This window comes from Pseudomonas sp. RL_5y_Pfl2_73 (assembly GCF_963970515.1).
Classification (GTDB): Bacteria; Pseudomonadota; Gammaproteobacteria; order Pseudomonadales; family Pseudomonadaceae; genus Aquipseudomonas.
In genome coordinates this window covers 40,882-61,088 of record NZ_CAXAPD010000024.1, presented here as the reverse complement: position 1 = coordinate 61,088, position 20,207 = coordinate 40,882, and the positions used below count along the sequence as shown (strand labels likewise).

Sequence of the window (20,207 nt, the reverse complement as noted above, 5' to 3'; positions counted from 1 at the left end):
ACACGCTCCAGGGTTTGTCGCTGTCAGGTGAACCTTGCGCCAATACTGCGTTCACTTATTGAGTTGCCGTTTTAAGTGGTCCTGTGGGAGGTGGCGAGCAAGCTCGCTCCCACAGGGGATCAGTCTGAATTTGGCCGCTGCCTCAGTGCCGATAAGGAATTCGCATGCACCCCATCTCGTCCACATTCCCCTTGAACGCCACCGTCGAACGCGAGCTCAGTCCGCGTGCGGTCAGTACGGGCATCGTCCTCGGTATCCTGCTGACACCTTCCAATGTCTATGCCGGGTTGAAGATCGGTTGGTCGTTCAATATGTCGATCATTGCCTTGCTGGTGGGGTATGGCATCTGGCAAGGCCTGGCGAGTCGGTCGGTGGGTCGATTGCCCTGGACGCTGCACGAAAGCAACATCAACCAGACCGTGGCCTCTGCCGCTGCGTCGATCATTTCCGGAGGGCTGGTCGCGCCCATTCCGGCCTACACGTTGCTGACCGGCCAGCAGTTGGACGCCATTCCCATGGTGGCCTGGGTCTTTTCGGTGAGTTTCCTGGGGATTTGGATTGCCTGGTACCTGCGCCCCTCACTGCTCAATGACAAGGCGCTGAAATTTCCCGAAGGCATGGCGACCCTGGAAACCCTGCTGCATATCTATAACCACGGCCACGAGGCCGCGAAGCGCTTGAAGGTGCTGCTCAGCGCCGCGTTGTTGTCCGGGCTGGTCAAGGCGCTCGACACTTTCATGTGGGCCGTCCCGCGCTGGTCTCCGAGCGCCCAACTGGAGCGCCTGACCTTTACCGCCGATCCTTCGCTGTTGTTAGTGGGGTTCGGCGGAATCATTGGCATTCGCGTGGGCCTGACCCTGCTGCTCGGTGCCTTGCTGGCGTGGGGTGGCTTGGCGCCGTGGCTGCTGGCGCAAGGCCTGGTGCAGTTGCCGCACGGCAGCAGCGGCCCGCAGTTCGCGGCGCTGGTGGAGTGGTTGCTTTGGCCGGGGGTGAGCCTGATGGTCTGCTCGACCCTGGCCTCGTTGGCGATTCGCTTGTGGGCATTGCACCAGTCCACCCAGGTGGGCAGCGGGGCGATCTGGACGATACCCAAGCCTGGGCCTGCCGCCGGTTTCGTAGTGTCGATTATCCTGGTGGTGAGCCTGCAAGTGCTGTTGTTCGGTATCAACCCGTGGATGGCCTTGTTGACCATTCCCTTGGCGGTCTGCCTGGCGGCGGTGGCCGCCCGGGTGGTTGGTGCCACGGGCATTCCGCCGATCGGGGCCATCGGACAATTGTCCCAGTTGAGCTTTGGCATCGTCGCGCCGGGGCAGGTGCCGATCAACCTGATGAGCGCCAACACCGCCGGCGGTTCGGCCGGGCAGTGCACCGACTTGATGAACGACTTCAAGGTAGGCCGGGCGATTGGCGCCACGCCGCGCAAGCAGTTGTTCGCCCAGGCCCTGGGGGTTTTCGTCGGTAGCATCGTCGGGGTGTTGGCTTACCTGACCCTGATCCCGGACCCGCAAACCATGCTGCTCACCGAAGAGTGGCCGGCCCCGGCGGTCGCCACCTGGAAGGCCGTCGCGCAAACCCTGACCCTGGGCCTGGATTCATTGTCAGCGAGCATTCGCTGGGCGATTTTCATCGGCGGCGTGGTCGGTTTGTTGCTGGGGATCCTCGACAGCCTGCTGCCGGGGTATCGGGCCCGGTACCTGCCAAGCGCGGCGGCCTTGGGTCTGGCCTTCGTCTTGCCGGCCTCGGTGTCCTTGATGATGGCCCTCGGTGCGGTGCTGACGTGGCTGGTGAGCTGTCGCTGGCCGAGCCTCACGGAACGCTTCGCCATCACCGCAGCGGCGGGGTTGATCGCCGGGGAGAGCATTACCGGAGTGGGGGCGTCGTTGTGGCAGATGCTTGGGACTGGGTGAGGGCGCAACGATCGAAGTTCGAATGCTGCACGCGCCCTCACGTTCAGGGAACGATTTTCGCGACCAGGGCTGTTTAGCAATTGCTTCGATTGCCCTGTTTCGCAAATTGCTAAGGCTGGCCTGCGGCCTCGGTAGAGACAATTTCGTCGTAACCGTCTACTGGCGCTGTCTCGACCACCCACGTACGTTCGCTGCGACACTTGAACTTCACGCCTTTGTGCGGCGCCATGCCTCTGGCTGTCTCCATGCATATTGCCTTGGAAGCAAAGGTTGGCCCAGGTCTTCGTTCCTCGATACAGCCTTCGGGGCCACTGCAGATCGTCATCACAACAAAATAAACAGTCATCATCTCGGTGTTGCTCCATTGAGTGATGCGATTGAATATTTCCTGTCGTCCAGGTCGGCGGACTAAACGTTTTGCGGGGTTGCCTACGGATGATGGGCTCCGATTTAAACCCCCAGCAATGGCACATGGGTACCGTGCGTCGGGAAAACGTCGCTGCATTAATTTATTTTTATTTCATCGGTTTTTGTGCCAATAAGTTGGCGTCATCCGGGGTGAATGTGGACGTGCATGAGGTGGGCCGTCACCGGGCGGTGAAATGGCGCAGAGAAATGAAACCTGTGGGAGCAACTGTCTTCACCATGCCACTCGTCACCGCCTTCGCGAGCAAGCTTGCTCCCACAGGGTTTTTCTTAACTGGCTGGTATTGTGGCGCTGGCCTGTTTTACGAGGACCTGGCAGTGCCCGTTTGGACAAGCTTGCCCTCGAGCCATTCCTTCAGCGCTAACGTGGCGGAGGAGGCGAATTTCGCCGAGGGCCGGATAAGGTAGATCCCTCCTTTTGCCCCCAACTCCCAGTCCGGTAATACCCTGACCAGTTCATTGTTTGCCAGCGCACGACTGAACAGCCACTCTCCCGCACCGAGAATGCCGGTACCCGCAATGGCTGCGCTCAAAAGCGCTTCACTGTCGTTGGAGACGAGGGAGCCTTGGGGGCGTACGGTCACTTGCTCACTGGCACTGATAAGCGTCCATTCAGGATAAGACGCCAGCCCCGTGAACCTCAGGCAGTTATGCTTGGTCAGCTCCGTGGGTGATGCTGGCCAACCATATCGTTCGATATAGCCAGCAGACGCGCAAAGAAAGCGCCGATGATCGCCGAGGCGCTTGGCAATCAGGCGGCTATCGTTGAGTTCCCCAGGCGTATCGCCACATCACGTGCCCACAGTCTCCAGGCTTGTCAAGGACATCTCAGGGAACGAGCAGGAGAGTACCTGAAGCGCGGCCGCTTTCCAGATCCGCGTGGGCTTGTGCGGCGTTCTCCAGCGTGTAGGTTTTCCAGACGGCGGGTTCGATGATCCCGGCCTGGAGTGCCGCCAGGACGTCATTGGCGCGCGCCTGATATTCCTCGACGCTGCAGGTATGCGCGGCAATCGAAGGGCGGGTGAGGAACAGCGAACCCTTGGCGTTCAGCAGGCCCACTTCGACCGCTTGTGGCGCACCTGACGATGCGCCGAAAGAGACCATCAGCCCACGCGGGCGCAGGCAATCGAGCGATGCAGCGAACGAGGCACGCCCGATCGGGTCGTAAACCACATCGGCCTTCTTGCCATCGGTGATTCGAGCCACCTCCTGCGCCAGTGTCTGTGCATTGAAAACCAGGACCTCATCACAGCCCGGTGCACGTGCCTTCTCGACGCTTTGCGCACGAGAGACGACACTGATCACGAAAGCGCCCAGGTGCTTGGCCCACTTGGCCATGATGGCGCCCACACCGCCGGCGACGCCATACAACACCATGACCATTCCCGACCCCACTGCATAAGTGCTCTTGAGCAGGTATTGGGCCGTGATGCCCTTGAACAGGACGGCGGCGGCATCCTGGAAACGGATCGAATCGGGAAGTGGCACCAGTTCCCCGGCCGGAACCAATCGGCCACTTGCGTAGGCACCCACCGAGCCGGTGGCATAGGCCACCCGATCGCCTACTTTGAGGTGGGTGACACCGGCCCCCACGGCAGCGACCAACCCGGTCCCCTCCAGGCCCAACCCCGAAGGCAGGGCGACGGGAACCGCGCCGTTGCGCTGGGTGACGTCGAGGTAGTTGACGCCAATGGCATGTTGCTCGATCCACACCTCATCGAGGCCGGGCGCAGCAGGATCGTCTTGTCGGACCTCTAGAACGTCCGGCCCACCCGTGGAAGAAAAACCAACGACAGTGACCATTTCAGCGACTCCTCAGGATGTGAAACAGGTGTCACTGGAGAGTGATTGCAGATCAGTGCATGGGCAATACCTTGGATATGCAGGGCATAGCTGCACCTTGTGCAGCCATTCGGTTGATTGAATCAGTGGGTGGGTTGCCCCTGTGGCTGATCGGATCCCTGTGGTTTTTATCACCTGCGTCGCACTTTTAACCACAAAGGACCTGATGGCAGCAGAACCGACTATTCTTTCGGAACACTGCATTCTTGGCAAAAAGGGACGTCATGCCAGACTTTGATCGCGCCACCGGCTCCAGACACACCATCACATACGGCGATCGAACCTGTTCGGTTGAGCCCAGGTTACTAAGGTCCTGGCGATTGCGAATGGCTTCAGTAACGGTTTTCTGTCTTTTCACCGTGAACTTCGGATACGGTCAGGACCTGCCAACCGCAGCGGGTGTTGAAAACCCCACGGTCACGGTGATTCAAGCGCAGGAAATCGTTTCCAAGGCCTCCCTCGGCGCCGTTCGTTGGAGCGGCCCTGAATCCGGCCCGCAAGCCCAGCGGGGCAAGAGCATCGCCCTTGTTGCAGAAGATTTGCGTAACGGAGGCATTGTCGGTGTGGCGCAGGGCGCCCGGGAGGCCGCCAACGCGTTGGGCTGGACGCTGAAGATATTCGATGGTGCCGGCTCATCGGCCGGGCGCGCAAAGGCCTTTTCCGATGCCTTGGCAGCGAACCCCGATGGTCTGATCCTGTGCGGCTCCGATGCCCTTGAGAACAAGGCGGCACTGCTGCGCTTCGCTCGCAAGGAGGTACCGGTGGTTGGCTGGCACGCCGGGGCTAGCCCGGGGCCGATTGACGGCACACCGGTGGCCATGAACGTCACGACCGACCCGCTTGAAGTGGCGCGCCTCACGGCCATGGCGGCAGTGGCGCAGTCAAACGGACGGGCCGGTGTGGTCATCCTGACCGACTCCAAGTACAGCATTGCCATGGCGAAAGCCAAGGCCATGGAAGACGTCATTCGGGCCTGTCGTGAATGTACGTTGCTAGAGGTGCGCGATGTGGCGATCTCCGAAAGTGGCGAGAAGATGCCGGCGATCACCAAAGAATTGCTTCAGCGCTATGGCAAACGCTGGACCCATACGCTGGCCATCAACGATATTTATTTCGACTACTCGATTGCCTCGCTGACCAGCGCCGGTATACCCAGTGACGGCATCAGTCTGTTGTCTGCCGGTGACGGCAGTGCCTCGGCGTTTTTGCGCATACAGGCAAATACCTACCAGACCGTTACCGTGGCCGAGCCGCTCAACCAGCATGGCTGGCAAGTGATGGATGAGTTGAACCGGCTGCTTGCAGGCCAGCCAGTGAGCGGCTTCGTCGCGCCGATTCACTTGGTCAATGCCGACAATATCGCCTTCGATGGCGGGAAAAAATTCCAGTACGATCCAGACAATGGCTATCGAGACATCTATCGCCACCAATGGAACCCCTGACGTTGGACATGACTTCGCGGTTTGGACGCCAGCTATTGCCACAATCGCTGCGCGCACAATTCACTCTGGCGTTTCTGACGCTGGCGCTGCTGATCCTGGCAGGCGCCGCCACAGCGGTCTACGCGTTGCGCACCTCTAACAGCGCCACTCGCCTACTGACGGATGAACGACTGGTGCGCATGCAAAATGGGCAAGACATGGTGCAGCACACCTTGCTGATCGAACGCCAGACCGACCAGCTTCTGACAACCCGCTCCCCCGACATTCTGCGTTCAAGCTACGCGGCGACCGTCGAACAGCTTGAAGCCCTCGATCAACGGGTGCAGCAACTGACTGCCGCGAACAGTGGCGTGGCGATACTCGACATGCATCAGTCGAGTCAGATGTTCCGCAATACCGCCAACATCGTTGCGCAGCTGCGAGAAAGCCTGCTGCAAACCGAGGTCACCTTCGAGCAAGCGCTGGAGGATCACACCGCCCGATTAACGGCGACTCAGACCCGGGTCAGCCTGGAAATGGCGGTGCTTCTTTTCGATCTGCCGCAGGCGGTTGACGGTGAGGCCGTGCAACGGCTGCGGGCCCGATATGAGCGCCTGTCACGCACCGCAGACACGTTGTCCGACGCTGATGTGCAGACGCCGGATCTCTTCTCCCTGCGCCAGACGCTCATCAACCAGCACAACGCCCTGCAGCGCTTCAATGAACAACTCAATCATGAGGCCGGGGTGCTGGTCGCGGTGGCCCGCGCGCAATCGAGTGCCTACACCGAAGACTATCGCGAAGCGGTGCAGCGTCTGGTCGAGGCCTCGAATCGCAGCCAGCAATGGGTGCTGATCATGTTGGGCACCAGCCTGGTATTCGCCTGGTTTGTGACCCGGGTCTTCATGGGCCGCCATGTACTCGTGCGCCTGAATGAAATAAGCCGGCAATTGCGCCAGGAACACACGGACAAAACGCATGTGATGATGGCTGACCATGGGAATGACGAGATTGGCAACATGGCGCGGGCGGTGAATCAATTCCTCGAAGACCGGCTTCAGTTGGAGAAAAGAACGGCCCAACTGAGTATCGCCACCGAACGGCTCGCCGTGCAAAACGATCGATTGGAGCAAGAAGCGATCGTTCGTGCCGGGCAAGGTCATGTCTTGGAACTGATCGCCAGGAGCACCGAGCTTGCAGAGGTCCTCGACAGCCTGGCGCACCTGGTCGAATCCCAACTGGAGGGCATGAAGGTCTCCATCCTGCTGCTGGACGAGGAGGGCAAGCACCTGCTGCACGGGGCTGCACCCAGTTTGCCGAAAGCCTATAGCCAGCTCATCGACGGAATTGAAATCGGTCCGAACGTCGGTTCATGTGGTACCTCGGCGTATCGACGAGAGCCAGTCATCGTCACGGACATCGAGCAGGATCCACTGTGGGAAGCGTACTGTTCACTCGTGGCGCCCTATGGGTTTCGCGCTTGCTGGTCGACGCCGATTCTGTCCCATGAGCGAAAGGTCCTGGGTACGTTTGCCTTGTACGCCAACACCGTGCGCAGCCCCAGCCCGGCCGAGACGCAACTGATCGACATGGCGACACCCCTCGCCGGCATTGCAATAGAACGCCAACTGACCGAAAAGCGCATTCGCTATATGGGCGACCATGACGCACTGACCGGGCTACCGAATCGCACACTGCTCGAAGACCGTCTCAAGCAGGCGATTCTTTATGCCCAGCGCTACGACCGGCTGGTGACGGTGGTGTTTCTCGACCTGGACAAATTCAAATTGGTGAATGACAGCCTTGGGCACAGTGCCGGGGACGAGCTGCTGAAAACCGTTGCCCAGCGCATGCTGGGGTGTGTACGGCGTACCGACACCGTCGTGCGACTGGGCGGCGACGAGTTTGTGATCATCCTGTTCGACCAGCCCTCGGACCTGGACGGCGTGACGCCCGTCCTGCACAAAATCCAGGAAGCCATCCTGCGGCCGATTCAACTCAGCGGCCATACGCTCCACGTCACCTGCAGCATGGGGTTGGCCACTTACCCGGCCGACGGCAGCGACACCGACACGTTGCTCAGCAATGCGGACGCCGCCATGTACCGGGCCAAGGAGCTGGGGCGCAACAGTTTCCAGTTCTATACCAGCGAGATGAATAACAAGGTCCAGGGCAAGCTCGCCATGCAAGACGGGCTGCGAAGCGCACTCAACAACGACGAGTTCCTGCTGTTGTACCAGCCACAGGTGGATTTGCAGTCAGGCCAGATCATCGGCGTTGAGGCATTGATCCGCTGGCAGCATCCCGAGCTCGGCATGGTCTCTCCCATCAAATTCATACCCCAGGCCGAAGAGACCGGGTTGATCGTGCCCATCGGCGACTGGGTGATCCATACCGCCTGCAGGCAGAACAAAGCATGGCAGGATGCCGGCTGGCCACCGATCACCGTGTCGGTGAACATTTCAGCCCGCCAGTTCATCGAAAGGGACCTGATCGACCGGGTGCTGCATGCTTTGCAGGAAACCGGACTGGACCCGATGTACCTTGAGCTGGAGCTGACCGAAAGCCTGATCATGCAAGACCTTCAGCAAGCCATCAGCAAAATGAAGGCCCTGCAAGCCATGGGGATCAGCCTCTCGATCGACGACTTCGGCACCGGCTATTCCAGCCTCGCCGCATTGAAAAGCTTCCCGATCGCGAGGCTCAAGATCGACCAGTCTTTCGTGCGCGATCTGCCCGACAACGAGAACGACAAGGCCATCGCCACCGCCGTGATTTCGTTGGGGCACAAGCTGAACCTCAAGGTCATTGCCGAAGGTGTCGAAACCCAGGAGCAGCAAACCTTCCTGCGTGACAACGGCTGCGATGAAATCCAGGGACACTTTTTCAGCAAAGCGGTCAGCGCGCAGGAGATCGGTCTGTTATTGCGTACGCCCCGGGTGCCTCAAGCGAGCCGCATGGCGAGCCCGGATTCGGTAAGGCAAAAGCGCGATGTAAAACGCCAAAATCGTCCAATGCCTGGGCATTGATGACTCGGCCTTCCGGTATTTCCGGGCTCGGGCCGGGGCGGGCAAATTCAACCATGAGCGAGCCGGCGCGTCGTCATTCACTGCCAGGCCTCAGCAAGTATCCCGTTCATAGCTGCAACCCACATAGAGATCGTTGTCCTTGTTTTCCGTGGAGAGCACTCGCAGGGCGCGCCGTTGCCGAGGCGGCGCTGGTAGTCAACGTAGCCGTCGGTATCCAGGGGCTTTTGCAGTTTCAGGGTGCTGGCGAGCTTCTCTGCATCAGGCACGGGGTATGGTTGCCCGGCTGTACATGGGCCTGCGCTGCAGGTCGCAAGCTTGCCATGGCTGATTTGAATATGCTGTCAGGTTATTCCTAAGGATGGACTGTCCTGGAGACCACGTCTGTGCTCATTTTTGGCACCGGTAAGTCGGCGAGATAAGGGTTGGCATGACCAGCCCACAGGCCACCGCGGCACTGACGGCCTGCTGGCGGCTTACCGAGCCCAGCTTGCGTCGGGCATTGAGCAGGTGGAAGTCGATGGTGCGTTCGGAACAGGTCAGGATGTGGCTGATCTCCCAGGTGGTCTTGCCTTCGCTGGCCCAGTACAGGCAGTCCATTTCCTTGGGCGTCAGGTCCTGGCGCGGTTGGGCAGGTCGTTGTAACTGATGCCGCATTCCGGCGAGCAGGTAGGGGATGAGCATGAACAATTGATAAACAGCGGGGTTGGAAAAACCCTTCTGTTCGGTGATCTGTGTGTCGTCGAAGGCCACACTCAGTGTTCCCCTGAGCATTTCGTAGCGCAGCGGGATACTTACGCCGCTGCGCAGACCGTGTTGCTCGCGTTGCTCCCAGAAGTGCCGGGAGCGTCCCCGGGCGCGCCGTCGCTCGCTGTCCCAGAAAAGCGGCACCAGTTCGCGTCGACAGTGCCTGAGTATCGGGTCGATCTCGATCAGCCCGTCACAGCGATAGTGCTCCAGCCAGTGTTTGGGAAAGGTGGTGATGAGGCCGGCGAGAGGGTCGGTATCCCTCGTTGCTGTCGGCCCCAGGCTGATGAGGTAGCTGCCGAAGCCGAGTTGGCGCAGCACTTTGTTCAGCAGGCGCTCCCAATCGCAACGGTTGGCATCCTTGGCGAGGTTCGTGAAGGCGGTCAGCGTAACGGCACGCTCGGCCTGGGTTCGGGCGCAGGCGGGGGAGTGGTGTTTGTCCATAAACGGATCGCTCTAGTTGTAGCAGGAATGAAACAGTCGGAGCACGGAAAAGAAGGGGCGTGTGCCCCTTCCGGGTGGATCACTTGTGCACGTAACACCGGATGAAACTGCGGAACAGGTCCAGGCCGTTTTCGGTGAGGATGCTTTCAGGGTGGAACTGCACGCCCTCCACCGGCAGGTGGCGATGGCGCACACCCATGACATAGCCGTCGTCCGCGGATCTGGACGTGATCTCCAGGCAGTCGGGTAACGGTTGGTCGCTGATCATCAACGAGTGGTAGCGGGTCGCCCGTATCGCACGTGCCTGCGTGTGGTCATAGACGCCCTTGCCATCGTTCTCAATCGTGCTCACCTTGCCGTGCATCACGTGTGGGGCTCGACAAACCTGGGCACCGAAGGCCAGGCCGATGGCCTGGTGACCCAGGCACACACCCAACAGCGGCAGGCGCCCCTGAAAGTGCTTGATCACTTCGATGTAGCCCACATCGGCCGGATGCCCAGGCCCAGGGCCCAACACGCAGAAATCCGGCGAGAACGCTTCAATGCGCTGGATGAGGTCCGGTGCGTCGTGACGCTCGACGTGGGTTTCCAGCCCCAGTTGTTCCAGGTACTGGCTGATGATGAAGACGAAGCTGTCATAGGCGTCGATCAAGAATACTTTCACAGTGCGATCTCCTGGCCGGTGACTGCCCGGTAGACGGACCCCATCTTGTACAGCGTCTCTTTCCACTCGAGCGCGGGCACCGAATCGGCCACCACGCCGGCGGATGCACGCAAGTGGTACGTACCCTCGTCGAACACCGTCGAGCGAATGCACAACGCGGTGTTGACGCTGCCATCGAAGCCGACCAGGCCAAGGGCCCCGGCATAAATACCTCGGCGGTTGCTCTCCATTCCCTCGATCAGCTCCATCGCCCTGACCTTGGGCGCGCCGGACATGGTGCCCGCGGGGAACGATGCCTTGATCACGTCGTAGGCATCCAGGCCCGGGCGCAGCAAGCCGCGAACGTTCGACACCATGTGGTAGAGGTGTGAGTACTCTTCCACTAGCATGAACTCATCGACCTCCAGCGAGCCGGCCTGGCACACGCGACCGATATCGTTGCGACACAGGTCGATGAGCATCAGGTGTTCGGCGCGTTCCTTCTCGGAGCGGGTCAGCTCCAGGACCAACTCAGTTGGATCGACGCCAGGCTTCTTGCCCACGGTGCCGGCGATCGGGCGCATCTCGATCAAGTCGTCCTTGATCCTGACGAACAGCTCGGGACTGGCGCCGATCAGGTCGATGCCGCCTACGTGGGCCAGGTACATGTAGGGGGAAGGGTTGCGCAGGCGCAGGTTCTGGTACACATCGAACGGCGAAACCTGCGAGCGGATGCGAATCTCATGGCCGAGCTGGATCTGGTAGACGTCGCCGGCGCGGATGTGCTCCATCGCCACTTCGACACGCTCGACGAATTGCTCCGGGGTCACCGTGCGTTCCTCCTCGAAACCCTCGGGGTACGGGCGCGGCGCCAGCGCCTCGGGTGCCGGGGTTGTGCTCAGGAAGGGGTAGTCCTCCAATGTACGGGGCGCCCAGAGATCGTGGTTGTTGATCAGGGTTTCGACAATGCCATTGCTGTGGAAATAAACCAGCGTCTGGTAGACCGACAGGGCAATGAGCGGGTAGTCGTAGGTCTGTTTGGCCAGATCGGGAAGTCGCTCGATCAGGCGAACGCAGTCGTAGGAGAAATAGCCGAAGAAGGCCAGGCTGGCCGGGGCATTGGACGCAGGCTGGAACGTTGCCTGGATAGCCCGGAGCAGGTTCCACGCGGCCTCGCGGTCAGGTAGATGGATCTTGTGTTCCTGATCGACCTGCATGCCCACTTGCCGCAGGCTCGCGGACAGATGTTCGCACAGGGCGGCGCAGCCGCGCAGCTGGGCCTGGCCCTCGTTGATACACACTTCGAAAAGCGGTTCGAGCCCGATGATCGTCGCCCGACGATCACGGCTTGGGCCGGACAGTGATTCAAGAATGAAAACAGATTCTCGACCCAGTTGTTCCAGTGCATTTGCATATATGCCAAGTGCATCCGTAGGTCGACGTTCTTCGCGGCGAAGAACATTCACGCCAATTAAATTTGTATTCACGGTTAATACCATATTCAAGGTGTAACGATTCAGGCGCTCGATTAAGAGAGCGCCACGGGAATATAAAGCGCGCAGGCACTTTAAATACGTGTTGACGGATATTCTGAATAGACGGGGCGGACGCTGTTCATGTCGCGCGCACTAAAAGGCTTGCAATGGATTGCAGCCAATTGTTGCGCAGGGCACAAGGCGTGAGCGCCTTCGATTTCAGAGGGGAAAGATCAGGACGTTGCTGGCAGGCAGCAGACAGGCTCCGGTCTTCGCTAGATTAGCGACGCCAGATATTGCTTTTGAAGATGGCCAGAATGGCCCGGGAACAGCTGTCGGGATAGCTGTGGGAGGAACTGATAGCAGAAAGGTGATAGTACATTTTTAGACATCCCAGTCTTGGCTAAGCACTGCGGGAATAATTGGCAGTGCGGCGAAATTACCAGCGTGCCCTGGGGCTGTCAACTGCTGAGGGAATATTAATCTTTCATTCGTTTCTGAATGTCGATGGGACGAAGAGCTATCCCTACGCGTATGTAACCGCGTGTGCCTTTAACAAGAAACTCGTGCGCGCACAACTGTGAGATAGCACAGCTGGGTATTTGTAAGTTCTGTTACTAACGTAGCGGCCGTTGAGTTCCAGTAACCCATCAATCCTGAGCGGCTGAAATGAAAGAGCATTTAGATACATTCAAGAAGCGGTACGATCCGATTCATCATGCCTATTGGACCGACGTCCTCAGCGACACCGCGCTGGCGGCCTGGCACCAGGAACAGTTGCGAGAAGTGATCGGCCACGTGAAGCGGTCTTCGCCGTTCTATTCCAGGCACCTTGCCCAGGTCGACGAGCGCTCGCTGACCTTGGATGATCTCGCCACCTTGCCATTCACGACCAAGGATGACTTGCGCGAGGCAGGCTTCGACATCTTGTCCGGCCCGCTGGAAGACAGCATCTTCTATTACGAGACCACGGGGACCACCGGGCCCGCTACGCCATGCCCACGGGACCGCAAGGAAAGCTACGCGAGCAATCGCCAACTGGCCATGGCCTACCAGGCCGTGATCGAAAAGCATTTCCCGGGCGAAAAGACTGTGGTCGGCATCATGGGGCCCACCGAGGTCCATTCCTTCGGTGACACGTTGGGCGATGTCTGCACCCAGCTTGACCTGTGCAATGCCAAGATCTGGCCGCACTCACCGGTGATCGGTTGGCCCAAGGCACTGCAACTGCTCAAGGACCTGCGGATCGGCGTGCTCGCCTCGGCGCCGGGGCTATTGCTGGCCATGGCCAAGGAAGCTGAACGCCAAGGCTTGAACCCACGCGAGGACTTCGCTCTGCGCGCGTTCATGATGAGCGGCGAGCTGTGCACGCCTGCGTTGAAGAACAACCTCTACAGTCTGTGGGGCGCGCAGGCCTACAACAGCCTCTATGGTTCCCAGGAAGCGATGATCATCGCGGCCTGCAACGCCAACGACCAGTTGGTGCCTCATCGCCTCAACTACATCATCGAGGTGCTCGATCCCAAGTCCGGGGAAAGCCTGGGCTGCACCGGCGACGGCGAGTTGTGCGTGACCATGCTGATCCCTGGCAGCAAGCCGTTGATCCGCTACCGCACCGGTGACCTAGTCTCGATCCAGTCGCGTCCCGGCTATGCGCAATCGATGCGCCACACCGTCAAGGTCGTTGGTCGGGTGAAGGATGCCGTGCAACTGAACGATCGCGCCTTCTCGGCCGCACAGATCGAGCAGGCGCTGCTTGAAGGTGTCGAACAATGCCTTGGTTACCAGATCATCCTCAGTCGCGCCAATGATCGCGACACCGTCATCGCCAAGCTGGAAATGTCGCGCTTCTTCGAGGGCGATCGTGGACGTCTGGTGCTGTTGATCAAGGAGCGCCTGCGCGAACGGCTGGGGGTCGATGCCACGGTCATGGTGGTGGGCGATCTGGCCGAGCATGTGAACCTTGGCAGTTGGTTCAGCTGGAAAGAAGCGCGCATCGTCGATCAGCGCCAAGGCCAGTGAGGTCACCGATGAGCCTGTCTGTTCGCGTGATCGATCACGCCAATGAACTGTTCGAGTCCGTCCGGCAGCTCAGGAGCCGCTACCTGGGGACCAACCCGGCACGGGAGGATGACTTCGATCGTAGGGAGCAGGTACGCGACGCCTTGTCCTATCACCTGGTCTACCTGGACAAGGACGAAGTGGTCGGGACGTTGCGTGTCACTCCGCTGGGTCATGGCCTGAGCTTCGTCGAGCGGGCGGTCGACGTGCAGGCCTATTTCGAACAATCGACGGACACCTTCGATGCCAACCGTCTGGTACTGGACGAGCGATACCGCGGCGGGCGGCACCTGCGCCTGTTTCTCCTGCAAGCGGCCATCTGGCTGAAAGCCAACACCCACCTGCGATTCATCTCGGCACTGTGCCGCGACCAGTTGGCTGCGCTCTATGTCGGGCTGGGCGGGCGCGTGCTGGTGGATGACGTTACCTGGACCGGGGAACAGGTCGAGCGGCGCTACAGCCTCGTCTACCTGGAACTCGAAAGTGTTTACCTCAATGTTAAAGGAGCCAATTGAAATGCAAGCATTCTTCAAGGAACTCGACGCTATCGTCGAAGCGGGTTGGACCCAGATCAAGCAGGGCGCCTACTGGAAATTCAGCCTGGACAACCCAACGCCACCAGCCCTCTACCAACAGCTCATGCTCCAGGTCTACCACTACACCCGCTATAACTCGGTGAACCAGGCCGCTTGCGCTTTCAGTGCCGATCCAGAGGAGACGACGCTGTTGCGCTTCGTCTACAAGCACGCTTTGGAAGAGTTGGGCCACGAGCGCATGGTGCTGCGTGACCTGGAGTCGGTCGGGCTGCTGCCGCAAGCCATGCCGGCGCCCCTGGCGCCGACCCAGGCACTGATCGCCTTTCTCAACGATGTGGCTATCCGCAAGGGGCCGATCGCCCGCCTGGGCTACAGCTACTGGGCCGAGGACGTCTACGAGCACATCCAACCGATCCTGGAACGCTTCCGCGTCGACCTGGGCTTGAAGGATGAGCAGATGACCTTCTTCGTCGCCCACTCGACCATCGACGAGAAGCACGCCGAGGAAGTGCGTATGGCGATGCAGCGTGCGGTGAAGACCGAAGAAGATCGTCGTCAGATCAAGGAGGTGGCGCGCGTCACGTTGTGGCTGACCGGGCAGTTGATGGAAGAGGCTTTGCGCGCCTACCTGGCTGGCGAAGAAGGGTTGCGGGAGGCGTCCTGAATCATGAATCTGACCATCATTGTCGGGTCAAGCCGACCTTGTGGTGTCAGTGCACGGGTGGTGGCGCTGGTGCGCCGCCACCTGGGCGAGGAGGTCGCGGTCGATGACATCTGGCTCAAGGATTACCGGATCGACTACTGCGACGCCGACAACGCTTGCTCCGACCAGGACTGCCAGGTGCAGGACGACGTCGGGCAGTTGGTGGCGCGGCTGGACCGCGCCGATGCGGTGCTCTATCTCCCCGTCATGCATGCCTACGGCACCAACAGTCGCTTCCAGGCGTTTCTGGAACGAGTCGGCTATGGTTTTCTGCGGCCACGGGAGCGCCCGCTACGCGACAAGCTCGCGGCGATTGCGGTCGTCGGCCGACGCTATGGACACACGGCGGTTTTCTCCCAGGTCGCGTTGAACGTCCTGCTCAACAAAATGATTCTGGTCGGCTCGGGATTTCCGCCGTGCTTCCAGACCCAATTGGCCCACGATCCCGAAGCGGAACAGGCTCTGCGCGAGACATTGGACCGGCTCTGTGAGCATCACTGTCGGCTTAACCCCCCAGCACTTGCGACAGGCAAGCCGGAAAGAATCCTGCGGCCCATTCAATTTCAGAAGGGATAACTGTCATGCCATTGAAAGATTCATTGCTCGCGTTACTGGTCGCGTTTCTCTGGGGTGCGCAAGTCACCGCGGTGAAAATCGGCGGCGCCGAGTTGCCGCCTATCCTTATGGTCGCCATGCGCTACGCAATCATGGCGTTGTTTCTCCTGCCGCTGCTCAAACGCGTCAAGCGTGAACAGTTGGCGTCCGTGGCCCTGATCGCCACGATTACCGGGACCGTGCATTTCGGTTTGCTGTATTGCGGTATCGCTCGGGTAGACGCCTCTACCTCGGCGATCATCTATCAACTGGCGGCACCGTTTACCCTCGTCCTGGCATTCGCGTTATTGGGGGAAGTCCTGAAACTGCGGCTCCTGGCGGGCATCCTGCTGGCGTTCGCCGGTGTCCTGGTGCTACTGGCCACGCCATCGGCGGGCGGGACGTTTATCGGTATGTTGCTGGTGGCGCTGGCAGCCTTGGCATTCGCTGCCGGGTCCGTGTTGACCAAGCGTCTCGGGCCCCTCGATCCGCTGGCCTTGAGTGCCTGGACGGCGATCATCGCCGCACCGCAACTGTTGCTGTGGTCCTTCGTCCAGGAAGGCGAGCAATGGGCACGCGTCTACACGGCCAGCGCCCAGGCGTGGTGGGCGGTGCTTTACACCGCGCTCAGTGGTGGTCTGTTGGGGTTCGGCCTGTGGTTCTGGTTGCTTGGCCGCAACTCGATGCAGCAACTGAGCCCGTACCTGCTTCTGGTGCCGGTGTTCGCGATCGCTGTCAGTCAGGTCATGCTTGCCGAAGGTTTCAGCCAGCGCCTGGTGATCGGCGCCGTGTTGACGCTGTCAGGTGTGGCGCTATGCCAACTGCGCCTGCCGGCAAGATTCTTCCTCAAGGCACGTAGCAAAGGACAAGGAGTGGCGGATGAACCGCGTTGATCGACTGCTGCTAGGCACCTTGCGCCTGGTCCACCGCTGGCAGTTCGGTTTGAAGCTGCGCTGGCACACCGGTACACATGGACGCCTGGCTTATCTGCAAAGCCCTGCACGGCACCCGCGGACGACGCTGGTCATGCTCCATGGCTTGGGTGCCAGCAAGGACCAGTGGGGCCCTGCGATGCTGGGCATGGCGCGCCATCACCCTTGCGTTTTCGTCGACTTGCCGGGGCATGGCCAATCCGTGTACGAGTCGGGTGCAGACTTTGGCCCCCAGGCGATGCTGGCGGAGCTCGAAGGCATGCTGGAAGCGCTCGTCGAGGGCCCCTTCGTGCTGGTCGGCAGCTCTTTGGGTGGGTGTGTGGCCGGGCTGTATGCGGCGAAACACCCGCAGCGTGTCAGTCACTTGGTCTTGCTGGCGCCTGCCGGTCTGGGTGCGCAAGCGCTAGGCCCTACATTGAAAGCCAGTCTGCAAGGGGCGGGGGCGGTGTTTGGCTATCGTACGGTCGAGGAGATGAGGCGCTTCTGGAGCCTGGTGTTCAAGGCGCCGCCTGAGGTAGGAGGGCGCTTGGCCCAGGCCATGGCGGCCAGCGGCAGGTCGAGGTTCGCCGCGGTGCAGCGGGTCGTCGAGGATTTCCGTCGTGAAGGCCTGGACGTGCTGCTCGAACGGTTGCCACAGATTGCTTCAAGGACACTGGTAATCTGGGGGCGGCATGACCAGGTATTCCTGCCGGCGACCCTGGAGACCTTGCTCCAGCAACTGCCCGATGCGCGCGGCGAGTTCATCGAGGATTGCGGGCATGTGCCCTATCTTGAACGGGGCGCCGATGTAGTGGCAGCGATTACACGGTTCATTGCAACGTCCGAGTGATCGGGGCAGCCCTTACGACGAATACTTCCGCGCGCTGAACCAGGCGCTGAAAATCCATGGGCCGATGTGCCCCGTGATGCTGATTGACCTCGACCGGCTCGATCACAATATCAATGTGGTCAAGCAATCCGTCACGCCCTATGGTCGCAGCCCCAATCAGGAAATGGTCAACGGCTCACCCACCGTAGGGCTGAATGTTGAAGACCAGGTGTTTTTACGACCGATCCAGACGGAATCCGTGCTGCTGCAATTTGGCGATTTGCTGGCCGTGCGCGGCGGGAAGATTGTTGAAACCTGGCCGGTGTACTGAATCGGATCTGCCCCCCATGCCTGAGCGTCTACCGAATTTGAACGGATGAACAGAGCTGGCGGTCTACGCTTTTCAAGCGTCGTGACAGGAAAAGAACCGATGCCTTCAATGGACATTCAGCCCTTGCTCGAAGAATTGCTCCTGGCCCGCGGCCCTGGCGGGCAGGAAGATGAGGTTCGGGAAGTATGCCTCAGGGAATTGGGTAAACACTGCGATGAGATCTCGGTCGACGAGGCAGGCAATGTCAGGGGCCTGATCAAGGCCATGGGTGATTCTTCGCAAGCACCGCCCATCAGGGTCATGGCTCACCTTGATGAAATTGCCATGATCGTAAAGAAAGTAAGGCACGACGGTAATCTGGAGGTCGTGGCCCTGGGCGGTGCCCAGCCCATTTGCTTCGGCGTTTGTCCGGTAGACATACTCGGTGATAGCACATGCCTGCCCGGCGTACTGTCTTATGGTTCCATGCACAACAGTGGTGGTTCAGCGCAGGGGCGCGATGTCCTTTCGGGGGCTGTGAAGTGGAGCGATGTCCATGTCATCACCCGGTGTTCGCTGCAAGAACTGGCCGACGCCGGTGTCCGACCTGGGGTACGCGTGGTGCTTAGCCGGCACTGGCGTCAGCCGTTCCAAGTGAAAGATTCAGTCGCCGCCCACTTCCTGGATGACAGGGCGCCCTTGGCGGCAGTGATCACAACAGCACAGCACCTGAAAAACCGCAGGCATGAGCTCAAGCAAGACGTCTGGTTCGTCTGTACGACGCTTGAGGAGGAGTCCAACGCCGGTGCGCTCTATGCCGCTGCCCGCGTGCCGGGGGACACGACCATCGCGGTCGAGGTGGGCCCGGTACTTGAGGAATACGGGACGGTTTTATCGGCAGATCCGATCATCAACACCGGGGATCAGAAGGGCTATTACACCCGCTCTGTCGTGGACGCCCTGATCAAGGCAGCACAACGCTGCGGATATGACCCACAAGTTGCCCTTCTGGTGGATTTCGCCTCCGACGCCAGTGCCATCATGAGCGCTGGAGTGGCGGCGCGAGTGGGGTGCATCGCCATTCCAACGGAAAATACCCATGGGTTTGAAATGGTGCTCCATGAAGGAATCATTGCGTGCGCGGCGACACTCACCGAATACCTGGTACGGGCTACGTGAAAGCAATTCCTAAGCGGCGGGCCGACGCATCGCCAGAATGGCCGTACCGAAGCCGATGAACGTCGAGCCGACGAGCCTGCTGATCCACACGGAAAACGCAGGCCGTTTCAGCACGCCTTTGGCCTGGGCCGCAATGGCCGCATACAGGCTCAAGGACACCAGTGACAAACCGGCGAATATCGAGGTGAGAAGCAGGAACTGCGGCAGCAGTGCGGCGCTCTGGTCGATGAACTGCGGGAACAGGGCGGTGAAGAACATCGTCGCCTTGGGGTTGGTGATGGCTGTCAGGAAGGCCGACTTGTACAGCTTTGAACGCGATGGCTTTCTGGTTTTGCCATCGGCTTGCACATCCTGCGCAAGTATCGGGCTTTTCTTGAACAGCTGCTTGGCGCCCAGGTAGAACAGATAACCCGCCCCTAGGACTTTCACGGCGTTGAACAGCCATTCGGAGCTGGCGAGCAATGCGCCGAGACCCAGCATCGCGGCGGCCGACAAGCAGAACAGCCCGCTGGCGTTGCCCACCGACGACCACACCGCGTAGCGCGGCCCGTAGGCCAGGCTGTTATTGATCGCCATCAAGGTGGCAGGTCCAGGACTGGCGATGGCGATGGCCGCGACCAGGGTAAAGGCGAGAATTGAGTGCAGTTCCATTGTTCACATTCGCGGCTGATTGAGAGGGTGTGCATCCTACCGGAAACCTGGGGTTGTCTGAATACAGCCGCCACAACGTCTCTATCGGTGCAGCCGCGCTCGGGGTGTTCATCGAGTGGTTCGCGACCCTGCTGGGGCCTTGCCTTGAGCGCCGAGCCGTTGGGGCGGCTTCGATGCTACAGCCCGGCCTTTCCTGGGGGAGGGCGCGTCATGCGGATCGTAGTATTGGCTTTGGCGATGGCGTTGCTGGGCGGATGCGCCACGGCCAACGAACCCTTTGACATGGGACAGCTCTGTGGCCGCCATCCTTACTGCGGTGCGGCGACCGATATCGAGATCATCAAGGCTTCGACGAACGACAACGACGTATATGCGCGTGCTCTGGCACCTTTTGCAATCGTTGATCTTCCTTTCAGTATCGTCGCCGATACGCTGATCCTGCCCTATACGATTTTTCATATGAGGCCTGCCGAGGAGTAGTGGTATTGCCTCGACGGGTTGA

Annotated in this window: 19 protein-coding genes and 1 pseudogene; 13 read left to right on the top strand and 7 right to left on the bottom strand. The window is 60.1% G+C overall.

Annotated features, from left to right (window positions below):
* Positions 1-164 precede the first annotated feature (164 nt).
* A complete protein-coding gene (locus AACY42_RS21420) occupies positions 165-1,907 on the top strand; it encodes an OPT family oligopeptide transporter (protein ID WP_339482117.1) in 1,743 nt (580 codons plus the stop codon).
* Between the two features lie 109 nt (positions 1,908-2,016).
* Here AACY42_RS21420 and AACY42_RS21415 read toward each other — a convergent pair whose 3' ends face one another.
* Positions 2,017-2,154: a hypothetical protein gene (locus tag AACY42_RS21415; protein ID WP_339482116.1), complete on the bottom strand. Its 138-nt coding sequence runs from the start codon at positions 2,152-2,154 to the stop codon at positions 2,017-2,019.
* A gap of 224 nt (positions 2,155-2,378) precedes the next feature.
* Between AACY42_RS21415 and AACY42_RS21410 the strand changes: the two genes are divergently transcribed.
* Positions 2,379-2,741 carry a hypothetical protein gene (locus tag AACY42_RS21410; protein WP_339482115.1) on the top strand — a complete coding sequence of 121 codons (363 nt, stop codon included), beginning with the start codon at positions 2,379-2,381 and terminating at the stop codon, positions 2,739-2,741.
* Here the strand turns inward: AACY42_RS21410 and AACY42_RS21405 are convergent.
* Together AACY42_RS21405 and AACY42_RS21400 are read right to left on the bottom strand one after the other, a co-directional pair.
* The gene (locus tag AACY42_RS21405) at positions 2,636-3,085 is read right to left on the bottom strand and encodes a substrate binding domain-containing protein (protein ID WP_339482167.1); all 450 of its coding nucleotides are present in this window, start codon (positions 3,083-3,085) and stop codon (positions 2,636-2,638) included. The two genes, AACY42_RS21410 and AACY42_RS21405, sit on opposite strands and share 106 nt — an antisense overlap.
* A gap of 76 nt (positions 3,086-3,161) precedes the next feature.
* Entirely contained in the window at positions 3,162-4,136 is a 975-nt protein-coding gene (locus AACY42_RS21400) for a quinone oxidoreductase family protein (protein WP_339482114.1), read from the bottom strand.
* Positions 4,137-4,597: 461 nt separating this feature from the next.
* On the opposite strand from AACY42_RS21400, the gene AACY42_RS21395 reads away from it, so the two are divergent.
* Together AACY42_RS21395 and AACY42_RS21390 are read left to right on the top strand one after the other, a co-directional pair.
* On the top strand, positions 4,598-5,617 hold the full coding sequence (locus AACY42_RS21395) for a substrate-binding domain-containing protein (protein ID WP_339482166.1): 1,020 nt from the start codon (positions 4,598-4,600) through the stop codon (positions 5,615-5,617).
* A complete protein-coding gene (locus AACY42_RS21390; protein ID WP_339482113.1) occupies positions 5,605-8,625 on the top strand; it encodes an EAL domain-containing protein in 3,021 nt (1,006 codons plus the stop codon). Before AACY42_RS21395 ends, AACY42_RS21390 begins: the two co-directional genes overlap by 13 nt.
* Before the next feature lie 387 nt (positions 8,626-9,012).
* Here AACY42_RS21390 and AACY42_RS21385 read toward each other — a convergent pair whose 3' ends face one another.
* The 3 genes from AACY42_RS21385 to AACY42_RS21375 all read right to left on the bottom strand — a co-directional run bounded on the left by AACY42_RS21385 (position 9,013) and on the right by AACY42_RS21375 (position 11,955).
* Positions 9,013-9,813, bottom strand: coding sequence for a helix-turn-helix transcriptional regulator (locus AACY42_RS21385; protein WP_339482111.1), 801 nt, complete (start codon positions 9,811-9,813; stop codon positions 9,013-9,015).
* Between the two features lie 79 nt (positions 9,814-9,892).
* On the bottom strand, positions 9,893-10,477 hold the full coding sequence (locus AACY42_RS21380; protein ID WP_339482110.1) for an anthranilate synthase component II: 585 nt from the start codon (positions 10,475-10,477) through the stop codon (positions 9,893-9,895).
* A complete protein-coding gene (locus AACY42_RS21375; protein ID WP_339482165.1) occupies positions 10,474-11,955 on the bottom strand; it encodes an anthranilate synthase component I family protein in 1,482 nt (493 codons plus the stop codon). The genes AACY42_RS21380 and AACY42_RS21375 overlap by 4 nt, the downstream gene beginning before the upstream one ends.
* A 645-nt stretch (positions 11,956-12,600) precedes the next feature.
* Between AACY42_RS21375 and AACY42_RS21370 the strand changes: the two genes are divergently transcribed.
* The 8 genes and pseudogenes from AACY42_RS21370 to AACY42_RS21335 all read left to right on the top strand — a co-directional run bounded on the left by AACY42_RS21370 (position 12,601) and on the right by AACY42_RS21335 (position 19,054).
* Positions 12,601-13,953, top strand: coding sequence for a phenylacetate--CoA ligase family protein (locus AACY42_RS21370; RefSeq protein WP_339482109.1), 1,353 nt, complete (start codon positions 12,601-12,603; stop codon positions 13,951-13,953).
* An 8-nt stretch (positions 13,954-13,961) separates the two neighbouring features.
* Positions 13,962-14,507, top strand: a complete 546-nt coding sequence (locus AACY42_RS21365) for an acetyltransferase (RefSeq protein WP_339482108.1) — start codon at positions 13,962-13,964, stop codon at positions 14,505-14,507.
* Between the two features lies 1 nt (position 14,508).
* The gene (locus tag AACY42_RS21360; RefSeq protein WP_339482107.1) at positions 14,509-15,192 is read left to right on the top strand and encodes an iron-containing redox enzyme family protein; all 684 of its coding nucleotides are present in this window, start codon (positions 14,509-14,511) and stop codon (positions 15,190-15,192) included.
* Positions 15,193-15,195: 3 nt separating this feature from the next.
* The gene (locus AACY42_RS21355; RefSeq protein ID WP_003200650.1) at positions 15,196-15,807 is read left to right on the top strand and encodes a flavodoxin family protein; all 612 of its coding nucleotides are present in this window, start codon (positions 15,196-15,198) and stop codon (positions 15,805-15,807) included.
* Positions 15,808-15,812: 5 nt separating this feature from the next.
* Positions 15,813-16,718, top strand: a complete 906-nt coding sequence (locus AACY42_RS21350; protein ID WP_339482099.1) for a DMT family transporter — start codon at positions 15,813-15,815, stop codon at positions 16,716-16,718.
* Entirely contained in the window at positions 16,705-17,586 is an 882-nt protein-coding gene (locus AACY42_RS21345; RefSeq protein ID WP_339482097.1) for an alpha/beta fold hydrolase, read from the top strand. The genes AACY42_RS21350 and AACY42_RS21345 overlap by 14 nt, the downstream gene beginning before the upstream one ends.
* Positions 17,587-17,725: 139 nt before the next feature.
* Positions 17,726-17,896, top strand: a pseudogene (locus AACY42_RS21340) (DSD1 family PLP-dependent enzyme); the annotation flags it as partial.
* Between the two features lie 108 nt (positions 17,897-18,004).
* Positions 18,005-19,054 (top strand): M28 family peptidase, encoded by a 1,050-nt coding sequence (locus tag AACY42_RS21335; protein WP_339482164.1) that lies wholly within the window; start codon positions 18,005-18,007, stop codon positions 19,052-19,054.
* A gap of 9 nt (positions 19,055-19,063) precedes the next feature.
* On the opposite strand, the gene AACY42_RS21330 is transcribed toward AACY42_RS21335, so the two are convergent.
* Complete coding sequence (locus AACY42_RS21330; protein ID WP_339482096.1) at positions 19,064-19,705, bottom strand: LysE family translocator; 642 nt, start codon at positions 19,703-19,705, stop codon at positions 19,064-19,066.
* Between the two features lie 210 nt (positions 19,706-19,915).
* On the opposite strand from AACY42_RS21330, the gene AACY42_RS21325 reads away from it, so the two are divergent.
* Positions 19,916-20,185 (top strand): YceK/YidQ family lipoprotein, encoded by a 270-nt coding sequence (locus tag AACY42_RS21325; RefSeq protein ID WP_339482095.1) that lies wholly within the window; start codon positions 19,916-19,918, stop codon positions 20,183-20,185.
* Positions 20,186-20,207 lie beyond the last annotated feature (22 nt).

Coding starts and splice junctions, on each gene's coding strand:
- AACY42_RS21360 (WP_339482107.1), top strand. CDS start 14,509: ATGCAAGCATTCTTCAAGGAACTCGACGCTATCGTCGAAGCGGGTTGG.
- AACY42_RS21370 (WP_339482109.1), top strand. CDS start 12,601: ATGAAAGAGCATTTAGATACATTCAAGAAGCGGTACGATCCGATTCAT.
- AACY42_RS21400 (WP_339482114.1), bottom strand. CDS start 4,136: ATGGTCACTGTCGTTGGTTTTTCTTCCACGGGTGGGCCGGACGTTCTA.
- AACY42_RS21350 (WP_339482099.1), top strand. CDS start 15,813: ATGCCATTGAAAGATTCATTGCTCGCGTTACTGGTCGCGTTTCTCTGG.
- AACY42_RS21345 (WP_339482097.1), top strand. CDS start 16,705: ATGAACCGCGTTGATCGACTGCTGCTAGGCACCTTGCGCCTGGTCCAC.
- AACY42_RS21385 (WP_339482111.1), bottom strand. CDS start 9,813: ATGGACAAACACCACTCCCCCGCCTGCGCCCGAACCCAGGCCGAGCGT.
- AACY42_RS21420 (WP_339482117.1), top strand. CDS start 165: ATGCACCCCATCTCGTCCACATTCCCCTTGAACGCCACCGTCGAACGC.
- AACY42_RS21365 (WP_339482108.1), top strand. CDS start 13,962: ATGAGCCTGTCTGTTCGCGTGATCGATCACGCCAATGAACTGTTCGAG.
- AACY42_RS21325 (WP_339482095.1), top strand. CDS start 19,916: ATGCGGATCGTAGTATTGGCTTTGGCGATGGCGTTGCTGGGCGGATGC.
- AACY42_RS21330 (WP_339482096.1), bottom strand. CDS start 19,705: ATGGAACTGCACTCAATTCTCGCCTTTACCCTGGTCGCGGCCATCGCC.
- AACY42_RS21355 (WP_003200650.1), top strand. CDS start 15,196: ATGAATCTGACCATCATTGTCGGGTCAAGCCGACCTTGTGGTGTCAGT.
- AACY42_RS21410 (WP_339482115.1), top strand. CDS start 2,379: ATGGGTACCGTGCGTCGGGAAAACGTCGCTGCATTAATTTATTTTTAT.
- AACY42_RS21415 (WP_339482116.1), bottom strand. CDS start 2,154: ATGGAGACAGCCAGAGGCATGGCGCCGCACAAAGGCGTGAAGTTCAAG.
- AACY42_RS21375 (WP_339482165.1), bottom strand. CDS start 11,955: ATGGTATTAACCGTGAATACAAATTTAATTGGCGTGAATGTTCTTCGC.
- AACY42_RS21390 (WP_339482113.1), top strand. CDS start 5,605: ATGGAACCCCTGACGTTGGACATGACTTCGCGGTTTGGACGCCAGCTA.
- AACY42_RS21335 (WP_339482164.1), top strand. CDS start 18,005: ATGGACATTCAGCCCTTGCTCGAAGAATTGCTCCTGGCCCGCGGCCCT.